Origin of the sequence: Pseudomonas arabinosi (genome assembly GCF_047758675.1) — a bacterium.
Classification (GTDB): domain Bacteria; phylum Pseudomonadota; class Gammaproteobacteria; order Pseudomonadales; family Pseudomonadaceae; genus Aquipseudomonas; species Aquipseudomonas arabinosi.
This window is the reverse complement of sequence record NZ_CP180480.1, coordinates 518,353-531,998: the sequence shown is the minus strand read 5'-3', so window position 1 is coordinate 531,998 and position 13,646 is coordinate 518,353. Positions and strand designations below refer to the sequence as shown.

At 60.1% G+C, this 13,646-nt stretch carries 16 protein-coding genes; 9 read left to right on the top strand and 7 right to left on the bottom strand.

The features are described from left to right. Positions 1-94 precede the first annotated feature (94 nt). Positions 95-2,941 (top strand): class I adenylate cyclase, encoded by a 2,847-nt coding sequence (locus ACMXYJ_RS02395; RefSeq protein WP_415758650.1) that lies wholly within the window; start codon positions 95-97, stop codon positions 2,939-2,941. A gap of 5 nt (positions 2,942-2,946) precedes the next feature. On the opposite strand, the gene rnk is transcribed toward ACMXYJ_RS02395, so the two are convergent. The 3 genes from rnk to cyaY form a co-directional block, all read right to left on the bottom strand. Beyond that, positions 2,947-3,357 carry a nucleoside diphosphate kinase regulator gene (gene rnk / locus ACMXYJ_RS02390; RefSeq protein ID WP_415758649.1) on the bottom strand — a complete coding sequence of 137 codons (411 nt, stop codon included), beginning with the start codon at positions 3,355-3,357 and terminating at the stop codon, positions 2,947-2,949. A 166-nt stretch (positions 3,358-3,523) separates the two neighbouring features. Beyond that, positions 3,524-3,742, bottom strand: coding sequence for a DUF1289 domain-containing protein (locus ACMXYJ_RS02385; RefSeq protein ID WP_415758648.1), 219 nt, complete (start codon positions 3,740-3,742; stop codon positions 3,524-3,526). Between the two features lie 4 nt (positions 3,743-3,746). Further along, positions 3,747-4,079, bottom strand: a complete 333-nt coding sequence (gene cyaY, locus ACMXYJ_RS02380; RefSeq protein ID WP_309676550.1) for an iron donor protein CyaY — start codon at positions 4,077-4,079, stop codon at positions 3,747-3,749. Positions 4,080-4,424: 345 nt separating this feature from the next. Here cyaY and lptM point away from each other — a divergent pair, with 345 nt between their 5' ends. Genes lptM through ACMXYJ_RS02350 form a run of 6 tightly spaced genes read left to right on the top strand, consistent with a single transcriptional unit; the run spans position 4,425 to position 9,029 of the window. Next, positions 4,425-4,595, top strand: coding sequence for an LPS translocon maturation chaperone LptM (gene lptM / locus ACMXYJ_RS02375; protein ID WP_074871901.1), 171 nt, complete (start codon positions 4,425-4,427; stop codon positions 4,593-4,595). Between the two features lie 9 nt (positions 4,596-4,604). Beyond that, positions 4,605-5,852 (top strand): diaminopimelate decarboxylase, encoded by a 1,248-nt coding sequence (gene lysA / locus ACMXYJ_RS02370; protein ID WP_046045084.1) that lies wholly within the window; start codon positions 4,605-4,607, stop codon positions 5,850-5,852. Positions 5,853-5,856: 4 nt separating this feature from the next. Further along, positions 5,857-6,687, top strand: coding sequence for a diaminopimelate epimerase (dapF, locus tag ACMXYJ_RS02365; protein WP_415758647.1), 831 nt, complete (start codon positions 5,857-5,859; stop codon positions 6,685-6,687). 13 nt (positions 6,688-6,700) lie between these two features. Beyond that, positions 6,701-7,426, top strand: a complete 726-nt coding sequence (locus ACMXYJ_RS02360; RefSeq protein WP_415758646.1) for a DUF484 family protein — start codon at positions 6,701-6,703, stop codon at positions 7,424-7,426. A 2-nt stretch (positions 7,427-7,428) separates the two neighbouring features. Further along, positions 7,429-8,328, top strand: a complete 900-nt coding sequence (xerC, locus tag ACMXYJ_RS02355) for a tyrosine recombinase XerC (RefSeq protein ID WP_008150257.1) — start codon at positions 7,429-7,431, stop codon at positions 8,326-8,328. After that, positions 8,325-9,029, top strand: a complete 705-nt coding sequence (locus ACMXYJ_RS02350) for an HAD family hydrolase (protein ID WP_415758645.1) — start codon at positions 8,325-8,327, stop codon at positions 9,027-9,029. Before xerC ends, ACMXYJ_RS02350 begins: the two co-directional genes overlap by 4 nt. A gap of 199 nt (positions 9,030-9,228) precedes the next feature. On the opposite strand, the gene sutA is transcribed toward ACMXYJ_RS02350, so the two are convergent. The 4 genes from sutA to glnK form a co-directional block, all read right to left on the bottom strand. Next, complete coding sequence (gene sutA, locus ACMXYJ_RS02345) at positions 9,229-9,552, bottom strand: transcriptional regulator SutA (RefSeq protein WP_415758644.1); 324 nt, start codon at positions 9,550-9,552, stop codon at positions 9,229-9,231. 102 nt (positions 9,553-9,654) lie between these two features. Next, entirely contained in the window at positions 9,655-10,080 is a 426-nt protein-coding gene (locus ACMXYJ_RS02340; protein WP_008030499.1) for a secondary thiamine-phosphate synthase enzyme YjbQ, read from the bottom strand. 215 nt (positions 10,081-10,295) lie between these two features. Beyond that, positions 10,296-11,633 carry an ammonium transporter gene (locus tag ACMXYJ_RS02335; RefSeq protein WP_415758643.1) on the bottom strand — a complete coding sequence of 446 codons (1,338 nt, stop codon included), beginning with the start codon at positions 11,631-11,633 and terminating at the stop codon, positions 10,296-10,298. Between the two features lie 35 nt (positions 11,634-11,668). Beyond that, entirely contained in the window at positions 11,669-12,007 is a 339-nt protein-coding gene (gene glnK / locus ACMXYJ_RS02330; protein WP_002555808.1) for a P-II family nitrogen regulator, read from the bottom strand. Between the two features lie 419 nt (positions 12,008-12,426). On the opposite strand from glnK, the gene ACMXYJ_RS02325 reads away from it, so the two are divergent. Together ACMXYJ_RS02325 and ACMXYJ_RS02320 are read left to right on the top strand one after the other, a co-directional pair. Beyond that, the gene (locus ACMXYJ_RS02325; RefSeq protein WP_283182164.1) at positions 12,427-12,687 is read left to right on the top strand and encodes an accessory factor UbiK family protein; all 261 of its coding nucleotides are present in this window, start codon (positions 12,427-12,429) and stop codon (positions 12,685-12,687) included. Between the two features lie 437 nt (positions 12,688-13,124). Then, complete coding sequence (locus ACMXYJ_RS02320; protein WP_415758642.1) at positions 13,125-13,646, top strand: BRO-N domain-containing protein; 522 nt, start codon at positions 13,125-13,127, stop codon at positions 13,644-13,646.

The window sequence follows — 13,646 nt, the reverse complement described above, 5'->3', positions numbered from 1 at the left end:
ACAAAATCAGCTTAAAAGTCCTGGAGCCGAGGCGCTAAACTGCCCTCATCCGCAGACACCCACGTCTGAGCCCCGCGAGCCGGTTTGAGCTGACATGACCCGCCACCATGAAATCCGCCCCGATCTGGACGAGGGAATCGACCGCAAGGTTCTCAGCCAGCTGCGCGCACGTTTTCTGAAGCTCAATGAAGGCCGTATGGCCCGCGCCATGGAAGGGTTGTCGACCCGCCAGCAAGCGGTGCTGACCTTGTTGCCGCTGTTTTTCCACGTCAATCATCCGCTGTTGCCAGGGTATGTTTCGGGCAGCACGCCGGCCGGGCTGTCGAATTACGAACCCGACGCCAACACCCTCGCCGAAGCCCAGCGCCTGACCCGCTCGTTTTCCTATAAGCCCCGCCATGGCAGCAATCCGCCGCGACCGATTCACGGCCTGTTCCTGATGGGCAGCCTCGGCACCCTCGCCCAGGCCGACCAGAGCGACATGGACGTGTGGGTTTGTCATGGACCGGACTTGAGCGAAAGCGAGCTCGCCGAGCTGCGCAAAAAATGCCAACTCCTCGAAATCTGGGCCGCCAGCCAGGGCGCCGAGGCGCATTTTTTCCTGATCGACCCGACCCGTTTCGTACGCGGCGAACGTGATACGCAACTGAGCTCGGAAGACTGCGGCACCACCCAGCACTATCTGCTGCTGGACGAGTTTTATCGCACCGCAATCTGGCTGGCCGGACGCACGCCCGTCTGGTGGCTGGTGCCGGTCTATGAAGAAGCGAGCTACGACCGTTACACCCACACGCTGATGTCCAAGCGCTTCATCCGTGCCGACGAAACCCTGGACCTGGGACATCTGGCCTGTATCCCGCCAGGGGAGTTCATCGGCGCAGGGCTCTGGCAGTTGTTCAAGGGCATCGAGTCGCCGTACAAATCGGTGCTCAAACTGCTGCTGATTGAGGTCTACGCCAGCGAACACCCCAAGGTTCATTGCCTGAGCCTGCGCTTCAAGCAAGCGGTGTTTGCCAATCGGCTCGACCTTGATGAGCTGGACCCGTACGTCGTGGTCTACCGGCGCATCGAGGAATACCTGACCGCCCGTGGCGAGCCGGAACGACTGGAGCTGGTACGCCGGGCGTTGTATCTGAAGGTCAATCGCAAACTCACCGGTAGCAACAGTCGCACTCAGAGCTGGCAGCGTTCGTTGCTCAAACGCCTGGCCCACGAATGGCAGTGGGATCATCGTCAACTGGCCCTGCTCGATAGCCGCAGCCAGTGGAAAGTCCGTCAGGTCGGCTCTGAACGCAGGGCCTTGGTCAACGAGCTCAATTACAGCTACCGCTTCCTGACCCAGTTCGCCCGCAACGAACAGACCGTCAGCCTGATCAACAAGCGCGACCTCAACGTGCTGGGTCGACGGTTGTACGCGGCCTTCGAGCGCAAGGCCGACAAAGTCGAGTTCATCAACCCTGGCATCGCCCCGGATCTGGCCGAAGACACCCTCACGCTGGTGCACGCGCCGAACAAAAAAGAATCGGGTCAAACTCAGTGGGGTTTGTACAACGGCAGCCTGACGGCTCTCGAATGGGAGCATTTCGCACCGATCAAGCGCAGCCGCCAATTGCTGGAACTGCTGACCTGGTGCCACCGCAACGGCGTGATCGACAGCAGCACCCGCCTGGCCTTGCACCCCGGCAGCAGCGACCTGAGCGAGTTCGAGCTGTTCAACCTGCTCGGCAGCCTGCAACAGAGCATCGTCCTGCCACTGACGACCGTCGCTGAAGAACCGTTACTGCGCGCCAGTGTGCCGAGTGAAGTGCTGATCCTGGTGAATGTCGGCGTCGATCCACTCAAGCACCACCGCGACCTGAACATCCTGATGACCACCGAGCGCACCGATTCCCTCAGTTACGCCGGCGTCCGGGAAAACCTGGTGCTGACCCTGGATCAGGTCACGCTCAATAGTTGGAACGAAGTGCTGGTCAGCCGCTTCGACGGCCCCCACGCATTGCTCGACTGCGTGCGCGATTACCTCAACAACCTGCCCGACGGGCTACAACAACCCACGTTGCGGGTTCGGTGCTTCTGCCACAACCGCGCACAGTTCATCGCCCGGCGGGTCGAAGAGATCCTCGACACCGCGCAGAACCTGCTGTTGAGCAAACTCAATCATCGCTACCTGATTCAGGTCCAGCAGCACTACCACGTACTGGAACTGGTGCCCGGCCAGGTCAATCATGTCGCCCTCACCACGCTGCCGGCGCTGGTCGATTACCTGGGCGAAGAGCGGGCAAGCTACAGCCCACTGCACCTGGACCCGATGGCACTGGAAGACCACGATCTGGCGCTGGTCCTGCCGATGGGCCAGCCCGATTGCATTCAGGTGTTCTACCGGATCAACGAATACCACGCCGACCTGTACGTGCTGGATGAATTCAATGCCCTGTGGCAGCAGCGCTTGCCCTACCACGACGAGCAAAGCCTGCTGGTGCCGCTGCAACGTTTCCTGCAATCAATCCAGTACCGGCGCGACGCCTTGCTGCCGATGGACGTCGCCCAGCCGCTGAGCCTGGACACCTTGTATTACCAACTGCTGCCCTCCGGCCCCGTGCGGGCACGTCGGGTCGAAGCTCGGCCAGCGCCGCAAACCCCGGTCAACAAACCGTTCTACGACGTGCAGGCGATTGTCGGCAAAGCCGCACCGGGACAGGTGCAGGTCACGTTGTATTGCAATCAGCGGGAATTTTCAGAGCTGGAACATGGCGACCGATTGTTCAGCGTGGTCGCCCGGGAAATCGTCGAGCAGCGCCGTGAAACCGAACGCTATCGCTGCTACATCACCGACCTGGACCTGTCGGGCCTGCTCGGTGATGGTCAGAGTTCAAGTATTTTGTATTTGCGCTACAAGGCTGACCTGGAGCGCTCATTGAACGAGGCGCTCGAGCAGGTTTAAGGGGTTTATTCCGGAAAGTGGCCGCCTTCAGCTGGCTGCGATTCGACTTCCAGCAGGGTCAGTTTCAGTGTCTTGCCGCCCGGAGCCGGCCAGTCGATGTGCTGACCAACCTTGAGACCGAGCAGTGCGCTGCCGACTGGCGCCAGAATGGAAATCTTGCCTTCGTCGGCATTGGCATCCTTCGGATAAACCAGCGTCAGGTGATAGTCCTTGCCGCTGATTTCTTCACGGCAATGCACTCGGGAATTCATGGTCACGACATCGGCGGGCACTTCATCGTGACCGACCAGGGTATCGGCGCGGTCCAGTTCGGTTTGCAGCGCGACAACGCCCGGCAGCGTGTCATCCAGGCTGTCGATCAGGCGCTCCAGACGTTGAACGTCCAGACGGGTAAGGGTGATGGAAGGTGAGGTCATGATAGAGGCAGACTCCTTTCTTCTGCACAGAAAAAGCAAAACCCCGCCAGAATAAGGCGGGGTTTTCACGAGCCTCGATGGGTTGAGGCGTTTCTCGACACTATCACAGCTCAATAAATATACAAGTGAGGGGCGACGACACACTTTTGTAGGTCGCGTGAAGGTGTCAGGTGTCGGTTTTGCGCTGTGCCGCCTGGGCGCAGATGACACGACGCCGATCGTCATCGGCCGAGCGCCATTCGCGGATGTCTTCGACATGGCGAAAACACCCAAGGCAGACCTTCTGCTCATCCAGCCGACACACGCCGCTGCACGGCGAAGCCACCGCCGGGCTGACATTGCTGTAGAGCGGTTTGGGCAGACGAACGGGCGCAGGCTGGGTCACGATTTCACAGACCTTCGAAATCGAGCTCGGCGTCAGCTTGCTGCTTGACGATGCGCTCGAGCATCTCGCCGAGTTGTTCGTCGCTCTTGTCACACATCCAGCGCTTGCTCTCTTCGTCGTAATCGAAGTGGAACCCGCCAGACACGGCCGCCAGCCACAGCTGCCGCAGGGGTTCCTGACGGCTGAAAATCAACTGGCTGCCGTTTTCGAACTTGACGGTGAGCACACCGGCCGAGCTCTCCAGATCGATATCCAGGTCACACTCGTCAAAAATATCCTCCAGCATCTGCTGGGTGGCATCGACCAGATCGTGGAAACGGGCTTCAGTCAAACTCATTGCGGGAACCTCAGAAAGTGTCTACTCACGCTCAAGCGCCGCAAGATACGGGCGAGCCCCGGTGATTGCAAAGGATAACGACCAAGAGCCGATTTCGATACGTTCAGCGCTGTACCTGTGGGAGCGGCGATGCGGCGACCCGACTTGCTCGCGAAGGGGCCAGCACATCCAACATGTTTGTTGGCTGAACCACCGCATTCGCGAGCAAGCCCGCCCCCACAATGGATTGCACATAACTTACCGGCATCAGGCGAAGCCCCGCCGGACGGGAGGTGCGTCGCATAGGCAAGCTGCCAGGTGGCCGGTATACTCCGGCGCAATTAACGCATTTTCAAGGATTTCGCCATGAAGCGCCTGATCTCTTCCCTTGCTGCGCTCGTCGCGGTCGCCTGCCTTGTATCGGCCTGTGGTCAAAAAGGCCCGCTGTACCTGCCTGATGAAAATCAGGATCCTGCAGAACAAGCCAAATCGTCGCAGCAGACTCCGTCGAAAGCACACAAGCACGACGTCTACTAAGGGAACGCTATGGACGCTTTTAACTACCGTGACGGTGAGCTGTTCGCGGAAGGTGTTGCCCTGTCCGCCATCGCCGAACGCTTTGGCACACCGACCTACGTCTACTCCCGTGCGCACATCGAAGCCCAGTACCTGGCTTACGCCGATGCGCTGGCCGGCATGCCACACCTGGTCTGCTTTGCGGTCAAGGCCAACTCCAACCTGGGTGTACTGAATGTCCTGGCACGTCTGGGCGCCGGTTTCGACATCGTCTCTCGTGGCGAGCTGGAACGCGTACTGGCCGCTGGCGGCAGCGCCGACAAGATCGTGTTCTCCGGTGTCGGCAAGACCCGTGACGACATGCGTCGCGCCCTGGAAGTCGGCGTGCACTGCTTCAACGTCGAATCCACCGATGAGCTGGAACGTCTGCAAGTGGTGGCTGCCGAGCTGGGCGTTCGCGCGCCGATCTCGCTGCGCGTGAACCCGGATGTCGACGCCGGCACCCACCCGTACATTTCCACCGGTCTTAAAGAGAACAAGTTCGGCATCGCCATCGCCGACGCCGAAGACGTGTACATCCGCGCCGCCCAATTGCCAAACCTGGAAGTGGTCGGTGTCGATTGCCACATCGGTTCGCAACTGACCACCCTGCCGCCGTTCATCGATGCCCTCGACCGCCTGCTGGGCCTGGTCGACCGTCTCGGCGATTGCGGCATTTACCTGCGCCACATCGATCTCGGTGGTGGTTTGGGCGTGCGTTATCGCGATGAAGAGCCGCCATTGGCTGCCGACTACATCAAAGCCGTGCGCGAGCGTCTCGACGGTCGTGACCTGGCGTTGGTGTTTGAGCCGGGCCGCTTCATCGTCGCCAACGCCGGCGTGCTGCTGACCCAGGTCGAATACCTCAAGCACACCGAACACAAAGACTTTGCCATCGTCGACGCGGCCATGAACGACTTGATCCGCCCGGCGCTGTACCAGGCCTGGATGGACGTCACCGCCGTGCGCCCACGCACTACCGCAGCTCGCGCCTACGACATCGTCGGGCCGATCTGCGAGACCGGCGACTTCCTGGCCAAGGATCGTGAGTTGGCCCTGGAAGAAGGCGACCTGCTGGCCGTGCATTCGGCCGGTGCCTACGGGTTTGTCATGAGTTCCAACTACAACACCCGCGGCCGTGCCGCTGAAGTGTTGGTGGACGGTGATCAGGCATTTGAAGTGCGTCGCCGTGAGACGGTAGCCGAGTTGTTTGCTGGCGAAAGCCTGCTGCCGGAGTAAAACCATGCTGCTGCGTTTTACCAAGATGCACGGCCTGGGCAATGACTTCATGGTCCTTGACCTGGTCAGCCAGCATGCGCACATCCTGCCCAAACACGCCAAGCAATGGGGCGATCGGCATACGGGTATTGGTTTCGACCAGTTGCTGATCGTCGAAGCGCCCAGCAACCCGGACGTGGATTTCCGCTATCGGATTTTCAACGCCGACGGCTCCGAAGTGGAACAGTGCGGCAACGGTGCGCGCTGTTTCGCGCGCTTCGTGCTCGACAAGCGCCTGACCGCGAAGCGGCAGATCCGCGTCGAGACCAAAAGCGGCATCATCGAACTGGATATCCGCAGCGACGGGCAGATCGGCGTCAACATGGGCGCACCGCGCCTGGTGCCGGCCGAGATTCCATTTGAAGCGCCGGAGCAGGCCACGAGCTATCAGGTTGACGTCGACGGCACCCTGGTCGACCTGGCCGCCGTGTCCATGGGCAACCCCCATGCCGTGCTGCGGGTCAGCGACATCAACAATGCACCGGTGCGTGAACTGGGGCCGAAAATCGAAAACCATCCGCGCTTCCCGGCGCGGGTCAATGTCGGTTTTCTCCAGGTCATCGACCGGAGCCGTGCGCAGCTGCGCGTCTGGGAACGCGGGACCGGGGAAACCCAGGCTTGCGGAACCGGCGCTTGCGCTGCCGCAGTGGCCGCGATCAGCCAGGGGTGGATGGATTCGCCGCTATTGATCGACCTGCCCGGCGGGCGTTTGTCCATTGAATGGGCAGGCCCTGGCCAACCGGTCATGATGACCGGCCCGGCAGTGCGCGTTTATGAAGGACAAGTGCGTCTTTGAGAGAGTCGAATCCATGAAAGATAAGCCCCAGGTTCCCGCCCTACAGCCCGACGAATCCCCTTCCGAAAGCCTTGAGGCGGCGGCGATTGCCGCGTACCTGGAGGCTCATCCGGATTTCTTCGTCGAGCATGAAGACCTGCTCGCAACCTTGCGCATTCCGCACCAGCGCGGCGACACCATCTCGCTGGTCGAACGCCAGATGACCATCCTGCGCGACCGCAATATCGAGTTGCGTCATCGCCTCTCGCACTTGATGGACGTGGCCCGCGACAACGACCGCCTCTTCGACAAGACCCGCCGCCTGATTCTCGCGCTGATGGACGCCACCAGCCTGGAAGATGTGGTGATCAGCGTCGAAGACAGTCTGCGCCAGGACTTCCAGGTGCCCTTCGTCAGCCTGATCCTGCTGGGTGACAACCCGATGCCAGTGGGCCGCTGGGTCACTCATGCCGACGCGCAAACGGCCATCGGCGGCTTGCTCTCGGAAGACAAAAGCGTCAGTGGCAGCCTGCGTGAACACGAGCTGGACTTCCTGTTTGGCGAAGAACAGCGCAAGCAGATCGGCTCCACCGCCGTCGTCGCCATCAGCTACCAAGGCATCCACGGCATCCTGGCCATCGCCAGCCGTGACCCGCAGCACTACAAGAGTTCGGTGGGCACGCTGTTCCTCAGCTACATCGCCGAAGTCATGGGTCGCGTGCTGCCACGGGTCAATACCTCCCTGCGCTCGGTACGCTGATGATGGAACGGCAACTGGACGCTTACTGCGAACACCTGCGCAGTGAGCGGCAGGTGTCGCCTCACACGCTGTACGCCTACCGCCGCGACCTCGACAAAGTGCTGGGCTGGTGCGTCAAACAGAACATCAGCAGTTGGGCAGCCCTGGACATCCAGCGCCTGCGCAGCCTGATCGCTCGCCTGCATTCACAGGGCCAATCTTCGCGCAGCCTGGCGCGGCTGCTGTCGGCGGTGCGCGGGCTCTACCACTATCTGAACCGAGAAGGCCTCTGCGACCACGACCCGGCCAACGGTCTGGCGCCGCCGAAGGGCGAACGTCGTCTGCCAAAAACCCTCGACACCGACCGTGCGCTGCAACTGCTTGAGGGCGCGGTGGAAGATGACTTTCTGGCACGTCGGGATCAAGCGATCCTGGAGTTGTTCTATTCCTCGGGCTTGCGCCTTTCGGAACTGACCGGGCTCAATCTGGATCAGCTGGACCTGGCCGACGGCATGGTTCAAGTGCTCGGCAAGGGCAGCAAGACCCGACTGCTGCCGGTCGGCAAAAAAGCTCGCGAAGCGCTAGAGCTGTGGCTGCCGCTACGCGCCATGACCAACCCGGCGGACGACGCGGTGTTTGTCAGCCAGCAAGGCCGGCGCCTCGGCCCACGGGCGATTCAGGTGCGGGTTAAAGCCGCTGGCGAGCGCGAACTGGGGCAGAACCTGCACCCGCACATGCTGCGGCACTCCTTTGCCAGCCATTTGCTGGAGTCTTCCCAGGACCTGCGGGCGGTTCAGGAGTTGCTCGGCCACTCGGACATCAAAACCACCCAGATCTACACTCATCTGGACTTCCAGCACCTGGCGACGGTTTACGACAGCGCCCATCCAAGGGCCAAACGCATCAAAGGCGATGAGTCATGAGAATTCAATTGATCACCTTCGACCTCGACGACACCCTGTGGGATACCGCCCCGGTGATCGTCAGCGCCGAAGCCATATTGCGTGAATGGCTGACCGAGCATGCACCGAATCTGGGCGCCGTGCCGGTGGAGCATTTGTGGGCGATTCGCGAGCGGATCCTGAGCAGTGAGCCGGGCCTCAAGCACCGCATCAGCGCCCTGCGCCGCCGAGTCTTGTTCCATGCACTGGAAGAGGCCGGTTACGACCATGATCAGGCCTCAAACCTGGCCGATCAGAGCTTTGAAGTGTTTCTGCATGCGCGGCATCAGCTGGAAATCTTCCCGGAGGTGCAACCGACCCTGGAGACGCTGGCCAATCACTATGCTCTCGGCGTGGTCACCAATGGCAACGCCGATGTGCGTCGGTTAGGGCTGGCGGATTACTTCAAGTTTGCCTTGTGCGCCGAAGACATCGGCATCGGCAAGCCGGATGCGCGACTGTTTCATGAGGCGTTGCAACGGGGTGGTGCGACGGCCGAGACGGCCGTGCATATCGGCGATCATCCGGGTGACGACATTGCCGGCGCCCAGCAGGCGGGATTGCGGGCGATCTGGTTTAACCCGGCGGGCAAGGTTTGGGAAGCACGGACGGCACCGGATGCCGAGATTCGCAGCCTGAGCGAGTTGCCGGCGTTGTTGGCCCTCTGGAACGCCCAACACTAACCTTGAGATCACCGATTCCCATTGTGGGAGTGAGCCTGCTCGCGATAGCGGAGTGACATTCAGTATTTATATTGCCTGACACACCGCTATCGCGAGCAGGCTCACTCCCACAGGGGATCGATGCAGGCTCAAAAGTTTTGTTTTACCCATGAAAAAGCCCGCAGCGACGGCGGGCTTTTTCAGCAAGCAAGCGGCGGCCTTAGATAGGCCGGCTGCCATACTTGTTGTCAGGCTTCTTGGGCGGATCGGCGACCACATTGGCCTCCACTTCCTGCACCTTGCCGCCCTTGGCCAGGAACTCTTCCATGGCCCGCGCCAGAGCATCACGCTCCTTGTTTTTTGCTTCGACGCTCGGCAGCTCATCGACCGATACCGCTGCCTTGGCTTTGCCTTTGGCGGTCGGAACGGGCGTTTCACCGCCATCGTCGTCAGCAACGTCTTCCGCTGCTGTTTCCAGACCTTCTTCGGTTTCGTCGTCGTCGCCTACTTCGAGGTCGTCGTTTTCCAGATCATCGTCGCTCATGTTCTACCTCATGACTTGCGAAAAGCAGATTAGTTATAGCCCAGCTTCGCCGTCTGTCGAAGGCCGCCGGAAAAAATTCTACAACCGCTGGTAACCAGCGGCTTATGCCTCTTCACCGTGCACGGTGGCGAGGACTTTACGGGCACCGCCAAAATCACGGTGCTCGCCCAGATAAACGCCTTGCCAGGTTCCCAGCGCCAGTCGGCCTGCCGAAATCGGCAAACTGAGCTGACAGCCAAGCACGCTGGCCTTGAAGTGCGCCGGGAGGTCGTCCAGGCCTTCGTCGTTATGCTCATAGCCGTCTGTTCCTTGTGGGATCAGACGATTGAAAAATCGTTCGAAGTCGCGACGTACCGCCGGATCGGCGTTCTCGTTGATGGTCAACGACGCCGAGGTATGCTGCAGCCACAAATGCAACAGACCGACCCGACATGCCTTGAGTTCAGGCAGGCCGGCGAGTAACTCGTCCGTTACCAGATGAAAGCCCCGGGGCCTTGCCCGCAGGGTAATCAGAGTCTGTTGCCACATACAGTTCTCCGCACGTTCGGGGCGCATTCTAGCGCGCTCTGGGAAAAAACAAAGGCCCTAATATTCCTTCTATCATGTAAGACATTGGCCGCAGAAAAACGCCCGTCGTAAACGCCTCCAAACGTGTACGAAAAAACCTTTCAGCAATTCCTTCACTGACAAATTCCAGACAAAAAAATGCCCGGCAAGCCGGGCAAGTTTTTTTGTGCGCGTACTTACAAGTTGTAGCCGCGTTCGTTGTGAAGTGCCAGATCGATGCCGACCGCCTCTTCTTCTTCAGTGATACGCAGACCCATGACAGCGTCCAGCACCTTGAGGATGATGTAGGTGACGATCGCGGTGTAGATCACCGTGAAGCCCACGCCTTTGCACTGAATCCAGACTTGTGCGGCGATGTCGGTCACGGTGCCGAAGCCACCCAGCGACGGTGCAGCGAAGACACCGGTCAGGATCGCGCCGAGGATACCGCCGATACCGTGCACGCCGAAGGCGTCCAGGGAGTCGTCATAGCCGAGCTTGCGTTTCAGGGTGGTGGCGCAGAAGAAGCACACCACGCCGGCTGCCAGACCGATGACCAGAGCGCCCATCGGGCCCACGGTGCCAGCGGCTGGCGTAATTGCCACCAGACCGGCCACAACACCCGAAGCGATACCCAGGGCACTTGGTTTGCCGTGAGTAATCCACTCGGCGAACATCCAGCCCATTGCAGCAGCGGCGGTTGCGATCTGGGTCACCAGCATCGCCATACCGGCCGTGCCGTTGGCGGCTGCGGCGGAACCGGCGTTGAAGCCGAACCAGCCAACCCACAGCATGGCAGCACCCATCAGGGTGTAACCGAGGTTGTGCGGCGCCATCGGGGTGGTCGGGAAGCCTTTGCGTTTGCCCAGTACCAGGCAGGCAATCAGACCGGCCACACCGGCGTTGATGTGCACCACGGTGCCGCCGGCGAAGTCCAGCACGCCCCAGTCCCACATCAGGCCGCCGTTGCCGGACCAGACCATGTGCGCAATTGGTGCATAAACCAGGGTGAACCAGACGCCCATGAAGATCAGCATCGCGGAGAACTTCATCCGCTCGGCGAAGGCACCGACGATCAGCGCAGGGGTGATGATGGCGAAGGTCATCTGGAAGGTGATGAACACCGCCTCAGGGAACAGCGCCGCGGGACCGGTCAGGCTCGATGGCGTGACACCGGCGAGGAAAGCCTTGCCCATGCCGCCGAAGAATGAGTTGAAGTTGACGACGCCCTGTTCCATGCCGGTGGTGTCGAACGCGATGCTGTAGCCATAAATGACCCACAGGATGCTGATCAGACCGGTAATGGCAAAGCACTGCATCATCACGGAAAGAATGTTTTTGGAGCGAACCATACCGCCGTAGAACAGCGCGAGGCCGGGAATGGTCATGAACAGCACGAGGGCTGTCGAGGTCATCATCCAGGCAGTGTCGCCGGAATTGAGGACTGGGGCCGCCACTTCGTCTGCCGCCATAACCAGGCCGGGCATTACGAGGGACAACAGGGCTCCTAGCCCTGCGAATTTACGCAGAGTCATATTGTTTTCTCCTGGGGCGTTGGGTTTGTGGCGGCTTAGATTGCGTCGGTATCGGTTTCGCCGGTACGGATGCGAATCGCCTGTTCCAGATTGACCACGAAGATCTTGCCGTCCCCGATCTTGCCGGTGTTGGCAGCCTTGGTTATCGCCTCGATAACCCGGTCAAGATCCTTGTCGTCAATGGCGACATCGATCTTCACCTTTGGCAGGAAATCGACCACGTATTCCGCGCCGCGATACAGCTCGGTGTGACCCTTCTGCCGACCGAAGCCTTTGACTTCAGTAACGGTAATGCCCTGCACGCCGATCTCGGACAGCGACTCGCGTACGTCGTCCAGTTTGAACGGCTTGATGATGGCAGTGACTAGCTTCATGAAAACTCTCTCCCGAATTGGTGGACTTGCCCCAGGAAAACAAACCCGACTCAAGTCTAAGCGCAGTGCCTGGCTTTGTAACGCATCGTCGGCCTTACCTGCCCGTCCGACGCCTGCTAACCACTCCGCACGAAACACTTCCCCCGTTCCGCTTGGCGCACTGCATTCGTCACAGCGACTGCATCAGTGCATGGGTCACTACCGACTAAGCAGAAAGCTTGCCATCTCCACAAAGCTCCCTGTTTTCAGGCCTTTAGCCGCTGATCCCTGCCACTTCACCGCAACTCCCGCTGCGTTACGCACAACAACAGTGCGATGCCATCCGTCCGCATGCGCGAAAAACGTGCACGGCCTCCTGTCGGGATTGACTATAGACACTGCGTGATACACTGCCCGCCATTGTTGACAGGACATTTCCCATGCTCGCACCCAAAGACTTCCTCGATGCCCTGAGCGGCACCGCCTCCCGCCTCTTCAGCGGCGACACCCCACTGCCGAAAAGCGAAATCGAAAGCCAGTTCAAGGCTCTGTTGCAGAGCGGCTTCAGCAAGCTGGATCTTGTGAGCCGGGAAGAGTTTGATAGCCAGATGGTTGTGCTGGCGCGGACGCGGGCACGGTTGGAGAGTCTTGAGGCGAAGGTTGCCGAGCTTGAAGCGAAGCTGAATCCACCCGTCGAGTAACACCGCAGATCCCACGGTGAAACCCAATCCACTGTGGGAGCGAGCCTGCTCGCGATAAGGTCGGAACGACCTTCAGATTCAACTGTAGGAGCTGCCGAAGGCTGCGATCTTTTGATCTTTAAGCCCTCAAAAATCCCGGCAACGTCCTACAAAGATCACCACCGCCGTCCGATAGCGCCGCGAAGCCCAGGTTCCTAAGCTCATCCTCAGCTGAATATTCAGCTCTGGGTTTGGCGACCCGGAAGACCCCGACGCACCGCGACCACATTCGACCGAGGAATTTATTCCCACCTCGAATTATGGCGGCTATGCGTGGGAGACCTTCGGGTCTGCCGGGTTTCGGGAGTCACCGGTTCGCCAACCCGCGCATGGCTGCCACCCTTTTCGTTTGGCGACGATCAGAAGCAGTTTTCTTCACTCGACCCCGAGAATGCACCATGAATGAAAACTATCTAATCCCTCACGTCTTCATCCGCCATAAACTCCACCTTCACGCGCTTTTGATCGAAAACCAGCCTTGGTTCAGCGCCCGAGACTTAGGCCGTCTGCTTCGTCTTTTCCTCGACGAACGCGCCGTCCGCAAACTCGATCCCGATCAACATCAATCCGCGCGAGTCGTCATCCACGGCACCATCGAAAACACCCTGCTGATCAGCGAGTCCGGCGTCTACGCCCTACTCGTCTACCACTACTGCCCCGAATACCGGGCGCTGCGCGAATGGCTAACCCACGACGTCGTTCCAGCCCTCAGAGACGCTCAACAACCACCTTCCAGCGAACGCCCGATTCTGAGCCTGCTGAACTGGCCAGAGATGTCGCTGAGTTTGCTGCACTGGAATAACCAGCCGTGGATTCGGCTGCAGGATGTTCCGCAAATGCTTCCAGAGGGAGAACGGCCACAGCGCGCAGTCAATGCGCCGTGGTGGAAGCGTGCTTCCCGAATACTCCTGGCAATCTGA